This is a genomic window from Kitasatospora sp. NPDC056184 (assembly GCF_042268405.1).
GTDB lineage: Bacteria > Actinomycetota > Actinomycetes > Streptomycetales > Streptomycetaceae > Kitasatospora.
Genome location: NZ_JBHJUI010000008.1, coordinates 198,353 through 218,886 on the forward strand (window position 1 = coordinate 198,353; position 20,534 = coordinate 218,886).

Sequence of the window (20,534 nt, forward strand, 5' to 3'; positions counted from 1 at the left end):
CCGGGCCCTAACCCCTCCCGCCGGCCTGGTCGCCGCCGCCCGAACGGGCGGTGACCAGGCCGGACTCGTACGCCGCGATGACCGCCTGGGCGCGGTCGCGCACGTCGAGCTTGCCGAAGAGGCTGGTGATGTGGTTCTTCACCGTGGAGTGGCTGATGTCCATCGCCCGGGCGATCGCGGCGTTGTCGAGGCCGGCGGCCATCAGCCGCCACACCTCCACCTCGCGGGGCGTGAGCTCCCCTGCCGCGACGTCGGGCGGCGGCGGGGCGCCGGCCGGCGTCCGGACGTAGGCGGAGATCAGTCGGGTCAGCAGGCGCGGGGCGACCACCGCCTCCCCGGTGTGGACGGTGCGGATCGCGGCGGCGAGGTCCTCCGGCGAGACGTCCTTGGGCAGGAACCCGTACGCGCCGGCGCGCAGCGCGGCCACCACGTACTCGTCCATGTCGAAGGTGCTGAGCGCCAGGACCCGGCACCCGGGCAGGGTGCGGGCCAGCTCCTCGGTCGCGGCGACCCCGTCCAGGACGGGCATCCGGATGTCCATCACCACGACGTCGGGGCTCAGCCGGTGGGCGAGCGCGACGGCCTGCTCCCCGTCCTCCGCCTCGCCCACCACCTCGAAGGCCGGGTCCGGCGAGAGGATCAGCGACAGACCGCGCCGGACCAGCGGCTGGTCGTCCACGATGAGGACCCGGATCCCGGGCGTCACGGCCGTCACCGGTACACCGCCTCCCCGCGCGGCCCGCCGGCGCGCTCCGCTCGCTCCCCGCGCTGGACGGCCGCCTCGGCCGTCTCGTCCGCCGCCAGCGGCAGCTCGGCCACCACGGCGAAACCGCCCTCCGGCCGCGGCCCGGCCTCCAGGGTGCCGCCGTGCAGGGCGACCCGCTCGCGCATCCCGATCAGGCCGTACCCGCCCCGGCCGGGCTCGTGCTCGGCGTCCTGGGACGGCACGCCCCTGCCGTCGTCGCTCACCTCGACGGTGACCCCGTCCGGGCGGTAGGTCAGCCGGACCGACGCGGTGGCCGGCCCCGCGTACTTCCGGGCGTTGGTCAGGCCCTCCTGGACGATCCGGAACACCGTCAGGCCGACGGTCGGCGGCAGCGGCCGGCGGGGCCCGTGCACGCCGAACCCGGTCGGCAGCCCGGCGCGGCGGGACTCCTCCACCAGCCGGCCGAGGTCGTCCGCCCCGGGCTGGGGCGAGGCCGGGGAGGCGTCCGGCTCGTCACCGGCCCGCAGGACGTTCAGCAGCTGGCGCATCTCGCGCAGGGCCAGCCGCCCGGAGGACTCCAGGGTGACCAGCGCCTCCCGGACCACCTCGGGGTTCGCGAGGTTGGCACGGGCGCCGCCGGCCATCAGCTGCATGGTGGTGATGTGGTGGGCCACGATGTCGTGCAGCTCCCGGGCGATGCGGCGGCGCTCCTCGGCCACCGCGCGGTCGGCCAGCAGTCGGCGGTTGGCGTCCACCTCGCGCTGCCAGCGGGCGACCGCCAGGCCTGCGCCGGCCACCAGCGCGGTGGAGGCGACGGCCGCGATGCCCGCCTCCGCGGAGGGCACCGGGAAGCTGCTCTGGCTCAGCATCGTCACCAGCGCCGTCGCCGCGGCGGCGCCCGCGGTGACCTGCCAGGTGCGGTTCCGGGCGACCGAGTACACCGCCACCGTCAGGACGGCGCCGAAGTGGATGCCCATCGGGGTCGACAGGTCGATCGCGGACTGGAGCACCAGGGCGACGGCGAGCGCCCGCACCGGGTGGCGGCGCCGGGCGAGCAGCGGCACGCCGGACAGGACGAGCAGGACGAAGCCCGGCACGCCGACGCCCCGGGTGCCCGACACCTCGCTGACGAGCAGGTGGGCGAGCAGGTCCAGCGTGCCGGTGCCGACGGCCACCAGCGCGTCGGCCTGGGTCCACGGCAGGCCGCCCATCCGGTTCGGCGGCACCTCGTCCACCGCCGCGCCGGGGTGTTGGCGCCCGTCCATCCTCGTCCTCCCGGCCGACCAGCGTTGACGCCTCATTCTGGCACCGGCCCGCCCGGCCCCGGATGCTCCCTCCGGCCGAGGGCGGGCGGGCGTACCAGGAGCACGGTCCCGGTTCCGGACCGCCGGGGGGACCGGGGGCCCCGGCCCGGATCGTCCGCTGCCCGGACGCCCGGCACCCCCTCCGCCTGATGGTCTGGAAGCCTGCCGGGAACCCCCGGCGACCAGGCCGACGTTCGCGTCCATCAGCCGGAGGGCACCGTGATCCGCGCACTGACCGGATTCTCCACCAGACACGCGTGGAAGGTCATCGCCCTCTGGGCGGTGCTGGGACTGGCACTGGCCGGGCTGAGCCCGATGCTGCTCGGCCGGGTCACCCAGTCCCAGACCGGTGACTTCCTGCCGAAGAGCTACGACTCGGCCGCCGCCCTGCGGATCGCCGAGGAGCGGTTCGGGGTGAGGCCCGACGCCACCACGGTCACGGTGCTGGTCGCCCGGAGCGACGGCAAGGCGCTCACCGACGGCGACCAGCGGCGGATCGAGGCCGGGGCGGCGGAGCTCGGCAAGCGCCGGGTCGTCATGCCGAGGAAGGAGGACGAGCCGTCCTTCCTCACGCCCGACCGCTCGCAGACCCCCCGGGTGGCCCCGGCGATGACGGCGCCCGACCGGAGCTTCGAGCTGCTCTCCGTCGAACTGACCGGCAGCGCCGTGGACGAGGGCGTCCGGGAGGTCTACCGGACCTTCCGGGACTCCGCCCGCGCGCAGTTCGCCGCCGCCGGGATGCGCACCGGGTTCACCGGCGGCCTGGCCGAGGCCGTCGACACCGCGGACGACAACCGGACCGCCGCGCTCATCGGCAGCAGCCTGGTCACCGTGCTGATCGTCCTGCTCAACGTGCTGGTGTTCCGCAGCGTGCTCGCGGCCGTGCTGCCGCTGCTCGCGGTCGCCCTGATCGGCGGCGTGGCCGCCGGAGCGGTGGCCGGCGCCGCGACGCTCACCGGCCTCAAGCTGGACGCCTCGACCCCGAGCCTGATCTCCGTGGTGCTGCTCGGCATCGGCGTCGACTACCTGCTGTTCCTGCTCTTCCGGTTCCGCGAGCACCTGCGCGCCCGGCCCGACCAGCCCGCCCGCGAGGCGGCCGCCGAGGTGTCCGGCCGGGTCGGCACCGCGATCACCTCGGCCGCGCTGACCATCGTGGCCGCCTTCGCCACCCTGGGCGTGGCGAGCTTCGGGCAGTTCCGCTCGCTCGGCCCGGCGATCGCCGTCGCCGTCCTGGTCATGCTGCTGGGCAGCCTCACCCTGATGCCGGCGCTGCTCGCCGCCTGCGGCCGCAAGATGTTCTGGCCCTCCCGCAGCCTGGACCGTGAGCCGCGCGCGGGCGCGGCCGCCCGCTACGGCGCCTTCGTCGCCCGCCGTCCGGTGGTCCTGCTGCTCGGCTCCGTCGCGCTGCTCGGCGCCCTCGCCGCCGGGATGACCGGGATCCGGATGGACTACGGCCAGGGCGGCGGCTCCGGGACGGCGGCCGCGGCCACCGCCGCGGAGATCTCCCGCGCCCTGCCGGCCGGCGTCTCCGACCCGACCACCGTCTACGTCACCGCCGACGACGGCGGCACCCTCGACCCCGCCCGGCTCGACGGCCTCTCCCGCGCCCTCGCCACGACCGAGGGCGTCGGCCAGGTGGGCGGCACCGTCCTGAACGAGGACCGCCGCGCCGCCCGGATCGACCTCTTCCTCACCGCCGACCCGCAGAGCGCACGGGCCCGCGAGCTGGCCTCCGGCCCGGTCCGCGCCGCCGTCGCCGCCCACACGCCGGCCGGGACGAGCGCCCACGTCGGCGGCACGGCGGCGATCTTCGCCGACATCTCCGTCGCCGTCGACCACGACCTGACGATCGTCTTCCCGGTCGCCGCCGTCCTCATCGCCCTGATCCTGCTGCTCCTGCTGCGCAGCCTGCTCGCCCCGGTGGTGCTGATGCTCGCCGTCGGGCTCGGCTTCGCCGCCACCCTCGGCGCCGCCACCCTGCTGTTCCAGCACGTGCTGGACGAACCCGGCGTCAACTTCACCCTCCCCCTGGTGCTGTTCCTGTTCGTCGTCGCGCTGGGCACCGACTACAACATCCTCATCACCGACCGGATCCGCGAGGAGATGCACCACCCCGGCCCGGCCCGCGCCGCCGTGGCCCGCGCCGTCCGCCACACCACGCCCGCCATCGCCACCGCCGGCCTGGTCCTGGCCGGCTCCTTCGCCACCCTCGCCACCACCCCGGGCAGCGCGCAGATCGCCTTCGCGCTGACGCTCGGCATCCTCCTCTCCGCCGTCGTCCTCTCCCTCGGCCTGGTCCCGGCGCTGGCCGCCCTCCTCGGCCGCGCCCTCTGGTGGCCCCTCCGCCCCACCCCCACCCCGGCCCCGACCAGCGCGCCGGCCCCGGCCCGCGTCCTCATCCCCTGACCGCTCCGCCCCCTTGACCGCTCCGCCCCCTGACCGGGCGTCCGCCTGCCCCGGACGCCCACGGAGGCCCGGCCCCCGCCCCGAGGGCCGGGCCTCCGGCCTGCCGGCGCCGGGCCGAGTGTCGGACCTTCCGCTCATACTTCTTCCGCATGGGCGTCAGATCGGATTTCTCGCTGGAGTTGCAGCTCAAGTACGTCCGCGAGCGGACGGTGAACGGCGAGGTCGAAGGCGCGGTCACCGCCGCGCTCCGGCACATGAGCAGCGGCCGCGGCCACCGCAGGGGCGGCAAGGCCCTCGTCGAGCTGCTGACCGCGGCCCGCGGCCGTGCGGCCGCGGCGGACGAGTGGGACGTCGTGCGGCTGCTGCAGGACTCCATCGACTACGCCGAAGAGCGCATCCTGCAGCCGGAGTTCGCCGAACGGTACCGCCTGTTCCAGGACGGCGTCCGCAACGAGACCCTGCGGCGGTTCGCCGGCGGCATGTTGTCGATCGAGTTCACGTACGCCGCCGAAGCGGGGCGCGAGTTCCTGGACCGGCACCCGGACGCGGGGACGGAGGACCTCCTCGCCCACATCGGTTCGCTCGGCCACGACGCGCGGTACCTGGCGGCACCGGACGACCGGCCGGGGCGCTACTCGCTCTTCCGCGGCCGGGCCGAGAGGCAGCTGTGGCTGAAGCGTGTGCTCGAAGAACGCATCGACGTCGAGGACCCGGAGGAGGCCGCGCAGCGGATCACCGCGTCACCCGAGGCGTGGGCCCTGCTCGCCACCGACCCCGAAGGACAGCTGATCCTCCGGGCGGCCCGACTCCGGCAGCGGGCGGCAGGCCTGGCCGCCCTGCGCAGGGCGGTGGAGGACCGGACGGCCACCGAGCGGGATCTGCAGCGCGCTCTGGAGGGACAGCACTGGATCTTCGGCGGACGCTTCGTCGGGGAAGCCGCCCACCGCAGGCTGGTGCCCGGTGACGAGCTCGACATCCCGCTGATCCGCGGTGACGGGAGTCTTCACCTCGTCGAGCTGAAGCGGGCCATGAGCCTGAAGGGCTCCCTGGTGAAGCGCCACCGCGGAGCCTGGGTACCCACCGCCGAGGTGCACGACGCCGTGGGCCAGGCGGTCAACTACCTCGTCGGGCTGGACGAGGACCGCCGACGCATCTTCGAGGACTTCGGCATCGAGACCCGCCGCGCCGGCGCCATCGTCCTGATCGGGCATCCGGCCCTTCAACCGGACGTGCCGGAGCAGGAGATCAACGAAGCGCTCCGGACCTTCAACACCCACGTGAACCGGGTGGAGGTCCTCACCTACAAGGAACTCATCGACAACGCGGAACGCTCCCTGGGCGGCCCCCTTGAGGCGTAGCGGCCGACTGCGAGCAGGCCGAACCCCCGGCCGCCGGGCGCGGCTACGCGGGCATCACACCGTGGATGCGGGAGAGGGCGAGGACGCGTTCGCCCTTTCCGGGAGGACGGGAGGACGGGAGGCAGGACGGGACGGACGTCCGCCGATTCGTGATCGCTCCGTCACCGGACCGCTCTCCCCCGAACGGGCGGGTCAGGCGCCGCTCACGGTGCCGTTGACCGCCGCGATCCGGCCGAGTGCGTCGAAGGTCACCTCGGCGGTGCCGCCGCCGGGCAGGCGGACGCTGATCCGATCGGCGGCCAGGTCGGCGGGTACGCCGTGGTGGGCGAAGTAGCCGGTCACCACCGCGTACGGGGAGTGCCCGAACAGCCCGGCGCCGGTCAGCAGGAAGCGGGGCATCGTGACCGGATCCAGTTCCGCGTGCGGGATCTGCGGGTCGTCGGGCGCGAAGTAGACCCGGGTGCCGGGCCCGGCCTCCTGGCTGATGTAGCCCGCCGCGCCCAGCACGCCCATGCCGACGAAGGCGAGCGCTTCGGCGGCCCGGCGCGGGTCGGCGAAGCCGGCCAGGTCCACGCCTGCGTCCCGCAGTTCGGGGACACCGTTGGAGCGCCCGAACTCGGCGATCCGCTCGCTGGCGGCGACCACCGCGCTGCCCCGCAGGCCGGGGTTGGCCCACGCCCAGAGCCATGACCGCTCGGACTCGTCGTACGTGCCGAGCAGCCCGACCCGCACGGTGCGGCCGCCGGACCGGTACACGCACTGGTCCAGGTCGGCCGTCCACGGCCCGGCCGGCAGCACCTTCTCCAGTGCCTCGAGTTGCTCGGCTCCCCAGGCGGCGTGGTGCTCGGCGGTGCGAAGGAAGGCATCGGTGAAGGTCGACATCATGGGGATCACCCTAATGAGGGGGGAGCACGCCGAAGGCCCGGGCCCGTACGGGACGGTCAGGCGAGCGAGGGGTGGATGAGCCGGCCGCGGTGGATGAGGGAGGCGGCCTGTTTGAGGCGGCGGACGCGGACGCTGATCTCGTAGCCGTTGATGCCCTCGATGCGGGCGACGCGGCTGCTGAGGTAGCGGTAGAAGTCCGGGGTGTCCTTGCAGATGACGATGGCCATGATGTTGTGCTTGCCGCTGGTGGCCGCGGCGAAGGCGCACTCCTCGTGCCGGCCGAGCTCTTCGCCGACCTCGTGGAGCCGGGGCAGGGCGACCTGGAGCCAGAGGGTGGCGTTGAGTTCGTAGCCGAGGCGTTCGGGCAGGGTGTCGACGTCGTAGACGAGGGAGCCGGCGGCTTCGAGGGCCTCCAGCCGGCGGGCGACGCGGGGCTTCGACCAGCCGGTGGCCTCCGCCAGGCGGGTGTGGGAGGCGCGGCCGTCCTCCGCCAGGGCTTCGAGGAGGGGGCGGTCCTCATCGGGCGGGGGGAGCGGGCGGCCGGTGGGGGTGGGGCGGTCCTCGGTCAGCCGCCGTACCTGGTCGTCGGTGAGGGAGCTCTCCCGGCCGGTCCAGCCGGCGGGGCCGTGGGAGCCGAAGGTGTGGACGAGGAGGTCGAGGCTGAAGTCGAGGACGGCGGCGGCTTTGGGGAGCCGTCGCAGGAGGACGTCGTCGCGGGCCGTGCCGGCGGGTGAGCGGATCATGCAGATGATCTCCGACCCGCCCGAGGCGATGCCCGCGTAGGCGACCTCGGGCCGGCGGGCGAGCGAGTCGGCGAGGGGGCCCACGGAGTCCGGGCGGCAGCGCAGTCGCGCGACCCACTCGGCCCGGCCGTCGGCCGCCGCGTTGCTCAGCCCGACGACGCGGAGGACCCCGTCGCGGCGCAGCGCGTTGTAGCGGCGCGCCACGGTCTGCTCGGACGCCCCGACGACCTCGCTGAGGCGGCGGAAGGAGACGCGCGGGGCGCAGTGGAGCCCGTGGATGATTCTGTGATCCAGCTCGTCCGGCATGGCGGAATCATCACACGGAGACCGGCCGATCCGAGGGTTGTACGACATCGGACGGGATCGCCTGGGGGATCGGCGCCCCGGGGCCCGAAGCTGGTCGGCGGCTCCGCCGGTGCGTCCGGCCCCGGAGCGGGGCGCGTGCCGGACGGCGGCGCCCGTCCAGCAGCCGGTGCCGGCGAGGCACCCCCGCAGTCGAAGGACAGTGCTCGTGAACTCCGCAACGATCGCCACGACACAGGGCCCCAGGGCCGGACGGGCCGCCACGCTCGTCATGGCCTGCCTGGGCGTCTTCGTCGCCTACCTGCCCGTGACCACCGTGTCGGTGAGCCTGCCGGCGATCCAGCGGGCACTGGGCGCCTCGACGTCCCAACTCTCCTGGGTGCCGGACGCGTTCGTGCTCCCGATGGCCGCGCTGATCCTGACCACCGGGGTGTGGGGCGACGTCCACGGCCGCAAGCGGGTGTTCCGGACGGGCATGGCCTTCTGCGCGCTGGGGGCCGTGATCTCCCTGACCTCCGACTCGGTGCAGATGCTGTGGGCCGGGCAGGCGGCCTCCGGACTCGGCGCGGCGGCTCTGCTGCCCACCACGCTGGCCCTGATCAGCCACGCCGTCCCCGACCACCGGGAGCGCGGCAGGTTCATCGGACTGTGGGCGATGTCCCTGCTGGCCTCGCTCGCCGTGGGACCGCTGATCGCCGGCGGGCTGCTGGAACACGTCGAATGGCGCTGGATCTTCCTCCCGCCCCTCCCGGTGTCCCTGATCGTGCTGGTCGTCGCGGCGTTCCTGCTGCCCGATTCCCGCGCACCGCACGGCCGCCGGCTCGACTGGCCGGGCCAGATCAGCGCGGCCGTCGCCGTCACCGCGGTCGTCTACGGCGTCATCGAGGGCGGCGCGAACGGCTTCGGCGAGCCCGCCGTGGTCCTGGCCCTGGCGCTCGGCGTGCTCAGCGCGATCGCGTTCGTCGTCGTGGAGCACCGCAGCGCGAGCCCGATGCTCGACCCCGCCCTGTTCCGCAGCCCGGCGTTCACGGCCACCGCACTGGTCGCGATGATCAGCTTCCTGGGGCTGATCGGCTTCTTCTTCGTGCTGAGCCTGTACTTCGGCATGGTGCAGCACCTGACCACGCTCCAGGCCGGCCTGCGGATGGTCCTGATGGCCGGGACGTCCCTCGTCGCCAGCGTCCCCGTCGGGCGGCTGATGCACCGGGTGCCCGCCCGCGTCATGATCACCGCCGGACTGGCGCTGACGGCCGGTGCGCTGCTGTCGCTCACCGGCATCGACGCCCACACCTCCTACGGCTCGCTCGCCTGGCGACTCGTCCTGCTCGGCCTGGGCATGGGCGCCGTCCTCACCCCGATGACCGCCTCCGCCGTCTCGTCCGTCCCGCACCACCTGGCCGGCATGGCCGCGGCCGGCAACAACGCCTTCCGCCAGGTCGGCGGCGCCCTCGGCCCCGCCGTCCTCGGCGCCCTGCTCACCACCCGCGCCCTCGACGCGCTGCCCGGCCGCCTGGCGGACGCCGGCGTACCGGCGGAAACCGGCGGCCGCGTCCTCGACACCGCCCGCGACCAGGGGCTGGCCGCCGTCGCCGGACTCGACCTCGGCGCCGCCACCGACCAGGCCCTCACCGCCCTCGGCGACTCCTTCCTCGACGGCCTGCGGCTCTGCCTCCTCGTGTCCGCCTCGCTCACCCTGCTGGCCGCCCTCGCCTGCGCCCTCCTCCTGCGCCCGGCCCCGCCCGCCACCCGCCCCGCACCCGCCCCGTCCCCCGCCGAGGCCGCCACCGGCCGACAGCCGGCCCGCACCCCGTGACCCCTCCCCGTGCCCCCTCCCCGGCAGATCCGGCAGCGGCAGGAACCCGGCTCCGGCACGGGAGAGGAGGAAAGGTTTCCTCGTGCCGCCTCACCGAGGTGGCGGGAGGGCGGCATCCGACCTGATCACGGCCGCAGGCTCGCCGCCGTGCGAGGAGGCGGCCGCCGGCCCTGACGTGCAACGGGGACCGCGTCATGACGAAGGCCCCGACCGGGAACCCGGTCGGGGTCTTCGACTGCCCTGGCGGGCAGCGGCGGAGGAAGCGAGATCCGAACGCGTGAGGGGTTGCCCCCAACACGCTCTCCACCTCTCCTCGGCGCGTCCGCAGGCGTCCCCCCTCCTACGCGTTGGCGTTCCCGAGTCCGTTCGCGAGCCGGTCGAGCCAGGGGCCGAACGAGGCACGGACGGCCTCGGCGGCCTCGATCTGGGGGTTGTGGCCGGCGCCGTCGAGGACCGTGGCGGCCATCCGGGGGTAGTGGTCGAGCAGGGCCAGCTGGTCGCGCCAGCCGACCAGGGCGTCCTGCCGGGTGGTGACCAGCAGGTGGTGGCCGCGGTGCTGCGGGGTCCGGTGCTCGGGCCAGTGCGGCAGCAGGAAGTCGGTTTCGAGTTCGGCGGCGGCCGCCCGGTCGTGCGCCTGCCAGCCGGGCCGGACGTACCGCTCGAAGAGCTCCCAGCTCGGCTCGGTGTGGCGGGCCATGACGTACCGGAACAGCTCGCGGTCGGCGGCCGGGAGGCGGGCGAGGAGGTCGTCGTCACGCTCGACCACCGACTCGTCGGGCAGGGCCCGCTCGGCGCCCCAGCGCACCACCGGCACCAGCAGCGCCGAGCCCAGCACCTGCTCGCCGAACCGCGCGGTCACCGCCCGGGCCAGCTGGCCGCCGAAGGACTGCCCGACGACGGCGAAGGGCTGCCGGCCGACCTGGTCCTCGATCCACCCGCAGACAGCCTCCGTCAGGGCGGCCGCCGAGGTGGTGCCCGGCAGCCGGGGGCTGGCGCCGTGGCCGGGGAGGTCGAGGTAGAGGCGCCGCCAGCCGGGGCGGTCGGCGAAGGCGGCCTCCAGCGGGATCAGGACGCGGTGGTCGACGGTGTAGCCGTGGATCAGGACGATCGGAGTGCCGTCGCCGAAGGCGGTGTGGTGGATCGCGGAGCCGGTCGTGTCGTTCGTGTCGGTCATGACGACAGCGTCCAACCATGACACCCGTGACAAGGTCAAGCGGCGGAGTCCGGGCGGCGGATCCGCGGTGGTCAGGAGAGGTTCCTGACCACCTCCAGGTACTCCCGGATGGCGTCCCGGTTGCGCGTCAGGCACAGGATCCGGCGGCTCATCCGGTCCGTCTCGGACTCCAGGGTGGCGAGCATCTCCGCCGTGGCGTCGGCGAAGTGGATCGTCCGCGGGGTGCCCAGGCAGGGCAGGACCTGCTTGATGATCCGGGTCGGCAGCCCCGCTTCCAGCAGTCCGCGGATCTGCAGCACCCGGTCCACGAGGTACTCGTCGTACGCGCGGTAGCCGTTCGCCTCGCGGCGCGGCGTGATCAGCCCCTGCTTCTCGTAGTAGCGCAGCAGGCGCGGAGTGGTCTCCGCCCGCCGGGCGAGTTCACCGATGCGCACGTGTGACCACCCTCACTCCGGGCCGGGGCCTCCCCGGCTGGACCTTGACACGGATGTCAACGATAGACGATCGGGCCCATGCCCACTCCTGAACTCCGCACCACCGACTCGCCGGCGGCCCCCGCCCCGAGGCTGCCCTGGCCCGCGCTGCTGGCCATGAGCACCGGCGGCTTCGTCACGATCATGACCGAGGCCCTGCCTGCCGGAGTGCTGCCCGCGATGAGCGCCGACCTCGGCGTCGGCCAGTCCGCCGCCGGGCAGTCCGTCACGCTCTACGCGGTCGGCTCCATCGCGGCCGCCATCCCGCTGACCGCCGCCACCCGGCGCCTGCCGCGCAAGCGGCTGCTGCTGATCGCCGTCGGCGGCTTCGCCGCGGCCAACGCCGTCACCGCCGTCTCGTCGAACTACCCGCTCACCATGGCCGCCCGGTTCGCGGCCGGCCTGGTCGCCGGGCTGCTCTGGGCGCTGCTGGCCGGGTACGCCCGGGGCGTCGTCGCACCGGAGCAGCGCGGGCGGGCGATGGCCGTCGCCATGGCCGGCTCGACGGTCGCCCTGTCGGTCGGTGTGCCCGTCGGCACCCTGCTGGCCGGGCTGGTGGGCTGGCGGTTCACCTTCGGGCTGATGAGCGCGATCGCCGTGGCACTGACCGGCTGGATGCTGCTCGCGCTCCCGGAACTGCCCGGCCGGAGCGACCGGGACCGCACCCCCGTCCGCCAGGTGCTGCGGACGCCGGGCGTGGCCGCCGTCCTCGCCGTCACGGCGACCTTCGTGCTCGCCCACAACGTCCTCTACACGTACATCGCCGCGCTGCTCGCCCCGCTGGGGCTCGACGGCCGGACGGACACCGTCCTGCTCGTCATCGGGCTGTCCTCCCTGGTGAGCATCCTCGGCACCGGCGCCCTGATCGACCGCCACCTGCGCCCGCTGACCGTCGCCGCCTCCGTCCTCCTCGCCGTCGCGGCACTGCTCCTCGCCGCCGCCCTGCTCGGCCCGACCGGCTGGCCCGCCTACGCCGCCGCCGCCCTCTGGGGCCTCGGCTTCGGCGGCGCCGCCACCCTCCTCCAGACCGCCGTCGCCGACGCGGCCGGACCGGCCGGCGACATCGCCCAGTCGCTGCTCGTCACCTGCTGGAACCTCGGTATCGCCGTCGGCGGCCTGGCCGGCGGCCTCCTCCTCGACCACTCCGGCCCGACCGCCCTGCCCTGGTCCGCCCTCGTCCTCCTCGCCGCCGCCCTGGCCACCACCCTCGCCGGCCGGCGGCACGCCTTCCCGGGGCGGGCGCGGCACTCGGTCGTGTGAGCGGAGCCGCCGCCGAACGTGAGGAAAGCCACACCCCGACATGGTCCCCCACGTCCGTTAGGGTCGACTCAGATCCGCCCTGAACAGGGATTTTGCGTCGGCCACCGCGATGTGGCCGCCGCGGGTCTGGCCTTTTCTGGAGATTGCATGTCCGATCTGGCATTTCGCTCCGCAGGTCAGCTCGCCGCCGCAGTCGCGGCGAAGGAGGTATCGAGCGTCGAGCTTCTCGACCACTACCTCGACCGGATCGAGCGGCTCGATCCGAAGGTGAACGCCGTCGTCGCCCGGGACGAGGAGGGTGCGCGAGCCGCGGCACTGGCGGCCGACCGCGCGGTCTCCCGCGGCGAGCCGCTCGGCCGCCTGCACGGCGTCCCCGTGACGATCAAGGACAGCCTTGAGGTTGCGGGCCTGCGGACCACCGGGGGGTCGACCCGCTGGGGACACCATGTCTCGACGAGTGACGCCGAGTCGGTCGCGCGGCTCAGGAACGCGGGAGCGATCGTGTTCGGCAAGTCCAACATGCCGCCCGACGCCCGGGACTGGCAGACCTACAACGAGGTCTACGGGACCACGAACAACCCGTGGGACCCGACCCGCGGACCCGGCGGTTCGTCCGGCGGGTCCGCCGCGGCCCTCGCCGCGGGGCTGACCGGCCTGGAGCTCGGCGGCGACTCGGCAGGCTCGATACGGGTGCCCGCCCACTTCTGCGGCGTCTACGGGCTGCGTACGTCGTTCGGGATCGTGCCGAGGTACGGGAGCGTCTCGGGACACGCCCCCGGGACGCTGGCGGATTTCGACATGGCGGTCCTCGGCCCGCTCGGCAGGCACGCCGACGACCTCGACCTGGGCCTCGACGTCCTCGCGGGAGCGGACCACGACCGCGCCCCGGGGTGGCGGCTGGAGCTGCCCCCCGCCAGGTCGGGCACTCTGCGGGAGTTCCGGGTCGCCGCATGGCTCGACGACCCCTTCTGCCCCGTCGACAGCGAGCTGGTCGCGATCATGAGGACGGCGCTGGAGGCGGTGCGGGCCGAGGGCGCCGTCGTGGTCGAGGGCGGGGGACCGGTCGGGCTCGAAGAGACGATGGCCCTCTACCAGCCGTTGCTGATGGCGCAGAGCGGGCTGGTCGAGCCGGACGAGTCGTATGCCGGGTTCGTGGAGCGCGCCGCGGCGGAAGGGGCGGCGGGCGGGTTCGCGTCGGACCTGACGATCCGCTTCCGTGACTGGCACGCGCTCGACGAACGCCGGCAGCACTCCCGCCGCCGCTGGGCCGAGTTCTTCCGCGACGTCGACGTGCTCGTCTGCCCGGTGAGCCCTACGGCCGCCTTCCCCCACGACCACCGACCCGACCCCGGCTGGTCGGTCCGGACCCTGCGGGTCAACGGCGCCGACCGGCCGTACCGCGAGATGCTCACGTGGATGGCGCCGTCGGCGGTCAACCATCTGCCCGCGGCGGTGGCACCGGTCGGGGCGACCCGGGACGGGCTTCCTGTCGGCATCCAGGTGATCGCGCCCTATCTGCACGACCGCACCGCGGTCCAGTTCGTGCGCTGCCTCGCGGAGGTGATCGGCGGGTTCCGCCGTCCGCCGGGATTCTGAGAGCCCCGCCGGGCCGCCGGCCCGTGGCATCGTGCTGGGCGACCCGGCCGCCGCGTTCTCGTCGTGTGCGGAGCGCCTCCCCGGCCGAGGGCGCCTGCGGGCGGGAAGCCGGACCGGGACCGGAACCGAGAGCACGGTACGACGAAGGCCTCGACCGCTGGGCGGTCGGGGCCTTCGTGCTGCCACGGCCGGCAGGGGCGGAGGATACGAGATCCGGACTCGTGAGGAGTTGCCCCCAACACGCTGTCCGAGAGGCAGGCCGGCGGACGACGGCGGGGCCGAGGCCGAGCCGGGCGAAGAAGCATATGCCGGCGATATGCCGTGCTGCTTAGGCTCCGGGTATGCGCGTGTTGATCGTGGAGGACGAGCCCTACCTGGCCGAAGCCGTCCGGGACGGTCTCCGGTTGGAAGCGATCGCCGCCGACATCGCCGGCGACGGCAATGCCGCTCTGGAACTGCTCGGCGTCAACTCCTACGACGTCGCGGTCCTCGACCGCGACGTCCCCGGCCCCTCCGGCGACGAGATCGCCCGACGAATCGTCGCCTCCGGCAGCGGCATCCCGATCCTCATGCTCACCGCTGCCGACCGGATCGACGACAAGGTGTCCGGGTTCGAGCTCGGTGCCGACGACTACCTCACCAAGCCGTTCGAGCTCCGGGAGCTCGTCCTGCGTCTGCGGGCGCTGGACCGCAGACGCGCGCCCGCCCGCCCCCCGGTCAGCGAGATCGCGGGCCTGCGGCTGGACCCCTTCCGCCGACAGGTCTTCCGCGACGGGTGCTACGTCGCGCTCACGCGGAAGCAGTTCGCCGTGCTCGAAGTCCTCGTCGCCGCCGAAGGCGGCATCGTCAGCGCCGAAGAACTCCTGGAACGCGCCTGGGACGCCAACGCCGACCCCTTCACCAACGCCGTCCGCATCACCGTCTCCGGCCTGCGCAAGCGGCTCGGCGAACCATGGCTCATCGCCACGGTGCTCGGTGTCGGCTACCGGATCGACACCGGCACGGCCACCGCACACCCCGGCAGCATCCATGGATAGGCGCCCGGGGCTCAGCGCCCGCCTGAAACTCACCATCAGCTACGCCGGATTCCTGCTCGTCGCCGGCACTCTCCTGCTGGCCGTGGTCTGGGTGTTCCTGCTGCGCCACGTACCCGACAGCCCCCAGGGCCTTCTCGGGGTCGCGCCCAACCGCTACCTCCTCGTGCGCGTGTTCGCCCCCGCCGCGGCCACAGCACTGGCCTGCCTGCTGGCGTTCGGCCTCCTGGGAGGCTGGATCCTCGCCGGCCGGATGCTCGCACCACTCACACGGATCGCCGACGCGGCACGGACGGCCGCGAACGGATCACTGTCCCACCGGGTCCGTATGCAAGGTCCCCGGGACGAATTCCGGGAACTCGCCGACGCGTTCGACACCATGCTCGAACAACTCGAATCCCACGTCGCCGAACAGCGGCGGTTCGCCGCGAACGCCTCCCACGAACTGCGCACCCCACTGGCGATCTCGAAGACACTCCTCGACCTCGCCCGCAACGACCCCACGCGGGACCAGGGCGAACTCATCGAACGCCTCCACACCGTCAACGCGCGGGCGATCGACCTCACCGAGGCCCTCCTGCTGCTCAGCCGCGCCGACCGCAAGGGCTTCACCCGCGAGCCCGTCGATCTGTCCCTCATCGCCGAAGAAGCCACCGAAACGCTGCTTCCCCTCGCCGAAAGGCGCCGGATCACGCTCGATGTCACCGGCGAGAAGGCGCAGACCCTCGGCTCCGCGGCGCTCATCCTGCGGATGGTGACCAACCTCGTCCAGAACGCGATCGTCCACAACCTCCCCTCCGGCGGCACCGTAACGGTCCACATCGAATCGCAGCACGACGCGAGCGTGCTGCGGGTCGAGAACACCGGTCATCGAGTCGTCCCGGCGGAACTCCTACCGACCCTCACCGAACCCTTCCAGCGCGGAACGGAACGCACGCGCACCGACGAACACGCCGGGGTCGGCCTCGGGCTGGCCATCGTGCACAGCATCGTCCGAGCACACGACGGGACCGTCGACCTCACACCCCGCCCCACCGGCGGTCTCCTCGTGACGATTCGACTTCCCGGTACGCCGCAGGCATCGCCCCCGCGCAGCTCCTAGACCTTCCGGTGGATGCGCGCGACCGGAGCGTCGCGATCACCGGCGGCAGGACCGGCGCACTGCCGACCCGCGCCAGTTCCTCGATGCCGCGGATGCGGCGTATCGCCGGCGTATGGAAAGCCGCATACGCCAGCGCAACAGCCTTCCGTCTTCAGTGGAGGCACGAGGACCACATGGGTGGGTGATCGGTTGCCGACAGCGGTCGCCGGTGGACCCGCACCGGTCGACTCGCCGATCAGGAAAGGGCCGTGATCATGGACTTGAATTCCGTAGGTGGTATCAACCGGCGGCGGTTGCTCGGGTGGGGAGGGTTGGCGGCCGCCGGCGCGGTGGCGGTCGGCGCGCCGCCGGCGGGCGCCCGACCCGGTCGCGCAGACCACACAGACCCGGCCCCGACCGACTCCGACATCCCACCGGCCACCCGTCCCGGCGGAGCCTACGACCAGTACGTGGCGAAGCTGGCCGCCGAGGGGAGGTTCTCCGGCGTGGTGCTGTTGTCGCACCGGGGCCGGACGGTGCTGTCCCGCAGTTACGGCATGGCCGACAGGGAGAAGGGGATTCGCAACCACGAAGGCATCGCGTTCAGCCTCGGCTCGGCGGGCAAGCCGTTCGGCGCGGTGGCCGTCCTGCAACTGGCACAGCAGGGAAAGCTGAGTCTGTCGGACACGGTGGGCACCCACCTGAAGGGCTACGCCGACGGCATCGCCGAGCAGGTGACCATCCACCACCTGCTCACCGGCACCTCCGGGCTGGAGACCCCGGACGAGGACGTTCGACGCGTCTTCCAGAGCCGGGAGGAGGTGCACGAGTACTACGAGCAGTGGATCCGGCAGTCCGAGCCGGTGGCGGCCCCCGGCACTCGCACCGGCCACTCCGGCGCCGATGTCGTCATCCCCGCGTTGATCGTGGAGGCCGTGAGCGGCAAGCCGTACTGGGACTACGTGCAGGAGAACGTCTTCGGCCGCTGCGGCATGACCGGCTCGGGGTTCTGGACCAGGCCGCGGTGGCTCACCGACGAGCACATCGCGCACCCGTACATGACGCTGGCCGACGGAAGCCAGGTGGACGCGGTCCGCAACCTGGACGAGGGCAGCCCGTCCCCTGACGTACTCGGCAAGAACCCGGGCCGCAGCTTCATCGACGCCCCCGGGGACGGCGGCTTCGCCACCGCGCCGGATCTGGTCCGGTTCGCGTGCGCGCTGGGCGACGGCACGGTGCTGCACCGGCCCTGGGCGGAGTTGCTCACCGGGGCCAAGATTCCCCACAGCGGTTCGTCGTTCGGGGCCTACGGCATGCCGGTCCGCATCGCCGACGGCCAGTGGGTGTTCGGGCGCGGCGGTGGCAACCCCGGTGTCAGTGCCCACTGGAGCGTCTACCCGTACACCGGCTGGGTCGGCGTGGTCCTCGGCAACTGCGACGGCCTGCCGCTGCAGGAGATCGTCGGACGGGAGACGCAGGCCATCACCGGGGCTTCGCCCGGCGACGGGGGCGGCGGCTGAAACGGTCCGGTGGCGGACGCGGAGAGAAGGGATCTGCTGCCATGGCCGGCAGCGGCGGAGGACACGAGATTCGATTTCGTGAGGGGTTGCCCCCAACACGCTCTCCGATTCCCCGGAAGGGGGTCCGCCGCGGTTCACACCCGTTCTGACCCGAGACGGAGCGCCTTCCGAGCGGCGGCTGAACTCGGTCGGACGGGTATGGATGGGACCACGGCCGGGACCGGGGCGCTGAGTGTTCACTCCTTGCGTTCCGGGCTACGAGGGCATCACCCCGTGGATGCGGGAGATGGTGAACACGCGGTCGTCGTTCCGCAGGTGGCACCAGGCGTGGAGGTAGGGGGCGTCCAGTTCGAGTTGGCTGAGCGTGCGGACCGTGGTGTTGCCCGAGGTGGCTACGTACTCGATCGTGATGGCCTGACCGTCGTTGACGGCGTGGGCCAGCTGGCGGACATCGGTGAAGGAGAGGTTGCGCGCGTACCCGGCGATGATCTCCTCGGTGTCGCTGTCGTAGGGGCGGCCGTCGTACGGGTCGGGCTCCGGAACGTCCTGCGGGGCACCCAGCAGACGGGTGGCGAGGGCGCGCAGGTCGACAGCGGTCCGAACGTCTGCGGCACGGTCGGCCGTCCGCTGCGGGCGGGACCTGCCGCCGGGCAGACGCGGGGGTGGGACCGGGCTCGCCGCGCGGTGCCGCTGGGCCCGTTCGATCCGGATGGACCCGTCGGGTTTCTCGGCGACGGGGGCGTAGCCCGCGGACCGCAGTGCCGAGAGCGTCTTGTCCAGCGGGGTCCGGCTGATCAGCACCGTCGGTGCCAGCAGCCGCAGGCCGAGCGGGGTGAGCTTGCGGTGGGCGGCCAGCTCGGCGAGGAGGGCGGGCTCCTCGCCGTGGATCACGCAGGCGGCGGGGACGACGCGCACCCGGCCGTGGCCGCGCGCGGTGTCGTGGATCAGGTACGAGAGCGGCTGGGGGAGTGGTTCGACGGCCACGTCAGCCAGATCGGCCGTCAAGGTGTCGGGGGTCCGGCCGGCATCGAGGGCGCGGCGGACACTGGCCGGGCTGAACCGCCAGACGGACGCCGTCCCGGCGCTCTCCCGGTCCGCGACGGAGTCCAGCAGCGCGAGGAGGTGCGCAGCCGGTGCACCGGCGACCACGGCGGTGAGATCGCTGCCGAACCGGGCGGTCCCGCTGGCGGCGGGCAGTAGCCGTCGACAGGCATCGGTCAGGGCTTCGGCGTCATCGGCCAGCAGGGCGGCCCCGATAGGGGACACGGCCCCGCGGGCGAGTGCGCCGAGCAGTTCCGCTTCGCGGATCAGGGTGGCGAACGGCGTGGTGTCCTGGGGGAGTTCGTCGGCGAGCGGGCGGAGCCAGCCGAGGAGCGCCCCCAGTTCCGCCGGGTTCGCCGCGCCTTCGCCGGCCGGGAGTCGCGCCGCAGCCGTGAGCAGCCCGTGCCGAGCCTGAAGGCAGCCTCCGCAGGCCGGTGCCCCGGTGAGTGCCGGCAGAGCCTTCCCATCCTCGTCGCGGCTCCCGCCGGGGGTCAGCGGCAGTGTCCACCAGGCCCGGAGGAGCACGGCGAGCTGGTCGGCCGGTTCTTCCGCGGCCCAGGTGTCGTAGCTGGCGGTCGCCGTGACCCGGTCGCCGTTGCGGGTCAGCAGCCCGGCCGCGCCCGCCGCCTCCAGCACCAGACGCACCACGATCTCGTCGCACCGTGCCGCCTTGCCGATCCGGGACAGCTCACGGGCGCCGACCCCGCCGGCCTTCAGCCGAGCCGGGGGAGCGACGTCGCACACTCCGAGGACGGACACCGCATGGGCGGCGAACGCCATCGAGGCGGCTGCGGCCTCCCGGTCGATGTCCGAGACGGTGGTGGGCACCGACCGCACACCGGGCGGGGCGGGCGTGAAAGGGGCGTGCCAGCTGGAGCCGCGCAGTGCGAGAGCCACCTCCGCGGGCATGCGGGCCGGCCCGTACCGGTGGCGGTCCCGGATCAGCAGCCCCCGCTCCAGCGCCCATTTTTCGCCGGGCCCGGAGTCGGCCGGAGTCCCGAACACGATGAAGTCCGGTCGCTCCGGCGTCTCACGTGCCCGCCGCTCAAGGAGTCTCCGGGTGGCTGCGGGCGCCTTGGCCACCAGCGCGGCGACCCGGGCCGGATCGCTGTGATGGTCGACCAGCGCCGCCAGCCGCATCTCCTTCCTGTTGGCGGCAGGTTTGACGTCGATCTTCGCCAACATGCGGCCCAGTTCGTCGGAGTTCGAGCCTGCGAGCAGTCGCACGAGCGGTGCGTCGAGCCCCAAAGGCGAGCCCCACGCTGTCCGCAGCGGCGCCGCCATGTGCAGCAGCCCGTTGCCGGCCGGCCACACCAGGGCACGATCGGCCAGCGCCTCCAGGACGGCGTCCAATCCGTGGGCGCGGTCACCGTGGGTCGCGTCGAGGAGACCTTCCAGATCCTCCCGTGACGCGGCCGGCAGCGCGGCGACGGCCTCCGCCACCTGAAGACACGGCAGCGCGAGCCGGGGCAGGGCCAACGCCACCGACGCCGGACGCTGGAGCCGGTCCGCCAGTTCACCGACCGATCGCGGCTCCGGAGCCGACACGGCGTCCGGGCGGGCCGTCAGGACCCGCTCCAACTCAGCCGCGTCCAGACCACGCAACCATGTGGCCAGCGTCGATCCGCTCTTCGTACTGATGGGGCACCTCACTACACAGAAGGACATCCGTGGCCCGCCGGAACCAGCCGGGAGCACAAGGATGACGTGTCAACGGAGCGGGAGCGACGAGTTCCCGGGCCGCTGAGCGGTCCCGGCCTTTGATTGCCCTGGCAGGCGGAGGCGGAGGATACGGGATTCGAACTCGTGAGTGGTTGCCCCCAACGCGCTTTCCCAT

The 20,534-nt window shown here is 73.6% G+C and carries 15 protein-coding genes; 8 read left to right on the forward strand and 7 right to left on the reverse strand.

The annotated features are described in order from the left end of the window. Positions 1 to 7: 7 nt before the first annotated feature. Both ACFC0B_RS18400 and ACFC0B_RS18405 read right to left on the reverse strand, forming a co-directional pair. Positions 8 to 715 (reverse strand): response regulator, encoded by a 708-nt coding sequence (locus ACFC0B_RS18400; protein ID WP_376086851.1) that lies wholly within the window; start codon positions 713 to 715, stop codon positions 8 to 10. Beyond that, positions 712 to 1,971, reverse strand: a complete 1,260-nt coding sequence (locus ACFC0B_RS18405; RefSeq protein ID WP_376086852.1) for a sensor histidine kinase — start codon at positions 1,969 to 1,971, stop codon at positions 712 to 714. The genes ACFC0B_RS18400 and ACFC0B_RS18405 overlap by 4 nt, the downstream gene beginning before the upstream one ends. A gap of 258 nt (positions 1,972 to 2,229) precedes the next feature. On the opposite strand from ACFC0B_RS18405, the gene ACFC0B_RS18410 reads away from it, so the two are divergent. After that, the gene (locus tag ACFC0B_RS18410; RefSeq protein WP_376086853.1) at positions 2,230 to 4,416 is read left to right on the forward strand and encodes an MMPL family transporter; all 2,187 of its coding nucleotides are present in this window, start codon (positions 2,230 to 2,232) and stop codon (positions 4,414 to 4,416) included. A 149-nt stretch (positions 4,417 to 4,565) separates the two neighbouring features. Further along, complete coding sequence (locus ACFC0B_RS18415) at positions 4,566 to 5,774, forward strand: Shedu anti-phage system protein SduA domain-containing protein (protein ID WP_376086854.1); 1,209 nt, start codon at positions 4,566 to 4,568, stop codon at positions 5,772 to 5,774. 192 nt (positions 5,775 to 5,966) lie between these two features. Here ACFC0B_RS18415 and ACFC0B_RS18420 read toward each other — a convergent pair whose 3' ends face one another. Both ACFC0B_RS18420 and ACFC0B_RS18425 read right to left on the reverse strand, forming a co-directional pair. Next, positions 5,967 to 6,659, reverse strand: coding sequence for a DUF6882 domain-containing protein (locus ACFC0B_RS18420; RefSeq protein WP_376086855.1), 693 nt, complete (start codon positions 6,657 to 6,659; stop codon positions 5,967 to 5,969). Between the two features lie 56 nt (positions 6,660 to 6,715). Next, positions 6,716 to 7,708 (reverse strand): Lrp/AsnC family transcriptional regulator, encoded by a 993-nt coding sequence (locus ACFC0B_RS18425; RefSeq protein ID WP_376086856.1) that lies wholly within the window; start codon positions 7,706 to 7,708, stop codon positions 6,716 to 6,718. Positions 7,709 to 7,976: 268 nt separating this feature from the next. Between ACFC0B_RS18425 and ACFC0B_RS18430 the strand changes: the two genes are divergently transcribed. Further along, positions 7,977 to 9,518, forward strand: a complete 1,542-nt coding sequence (locus tag ACFC0B_RS18430) for an MFS transporter (RefSeq protein ID WP_376086968.1) — start codon at positions 7,977 to 7,979, stop codon at positions 9,516 to 9,518. A gap of 340 nt (positions 9,519 to 9,858) precedes the next feature. Here the strand turns inward: ACFC0B_RS18430 and ACFC0B_RS18435 are convergent, their stop codons facing one another. Next, a complete protein-coding gene (locus ACFC0B_RS18435) occupies positions 9,859 to 10,692 on the reverse strand; it encodes an alpha/beta fold hydrolase (protein WP_376086857.1) in 834 nt (277 codons plus the stop codon). 71 nt (positions 10,693 to 10,763) lie between these two features. Further along, positions 10,764 to 11,126: a MerR family transcriptional regulator gene (locus ACFC0B_RS18440; protein WP_376086858.1), complete on the reverse strand. Its 363-nt coding sequence runs from the start codon at positions 11,124 to 11,126 to the stop codon at positions 10,764 to 10,766. A gap of 78 nt (positions 11,127 to 11,204) precedes the next feature. On the opposite strand from ACFC0B_RS18440, the gene ACFC0B_RS18445 reads away from it, so the two are divergent. The 5 genes from ACFC0B_RS18445 (at position 11,205) to ACFC0B_RS18465 (ending at position 17,656) form a co-directional block, all read left to right on the forward strand. Further along, positions 11,205 to 12,425 carry an MFS transporter gene (locus ACFC0B_RS18445; RefSeq protein ID WP_376086859.1) on the forward strand — a complete coding sequence of 407 codons (1,221 nt, stop codon included), beginning with the start codon at positions 11,205 to 11,207 and terminating at the stop codon, positions 12,423 to 12,425. Positions 12,426 to 12,572: 147 nt separating this feature from the next. Continuing rightward, on the forward strand, positions 12,573 to 14,021 hold the full coding sequence (locus ACFC0B_RS18450; protein ID WP_376086860.1) for an amidase: 1,449 nt from the start codon (positions 12,573 to 12,575) through the stop codon (positions 14,019 to 14,021). 341 nt (positions 14,022 to 14,362) lie between these two features. Continuing rightward, positions 14,363 to 15,058 carry a response regulator transcription factor gene (locus ACFC0B_RS18455; protein WP_376086861.1) on the forward strand — a complete coding sequence of 232 codons (696 nt, stop codon included), beginning with the start codon at positions 14,363 to 14,365 and terminating at the stop codon, positions 15,056 to 15,058. After that, positions 15,051 to 16,157 (forward strand): sensor histidine kinase, encoded by a 1,107-nt coding sequence (locus ACFC0B_RS18460; RefSeq protein ID WP_376086969.1) that lies wholly within the window; start codon positions 15,051 to 15,053, stop codon positions 16,155 to 16,157. The genes ACFC0B_RS18455 and ACFC0B_RS18460 overlap by 8 nt, the downstream gene beginning before the upstream one ends. A 449-nt stretch (positions 16,158 to 16,606) precedes the next feature. Then, complete coding sequence (locus ACFC0B_RS18465; protein ID WP_376086862.1) at positions 16,607 to 17,656, forward strand: serine hydrolase domain-containing protein; 1,050 nt, start codon at positions 16,607 to 16,609, stop codon at positions 17,654 to 17,656. 255 nt (positions 17,657 to 17,911) lie between these two features. Here ACFC0B_RS18465 and ACFC0B_RS18470 read toward each other — a convergent pair whose 3' ends face one another. Beyond that, a complete protein-coding gene (locus ACFC0B_RS18470; RefSeq protein ID WP_376086863.1) occupies positions 17,912 to 20,302 on the reverse strand; it encodes a helicase C-terminal domain-containing protein in 2,391 nt (796 codons plus the stop codon). Between the last annotated feature and the right edge of the window lie 232 nt (positions 20,303 to 20,534).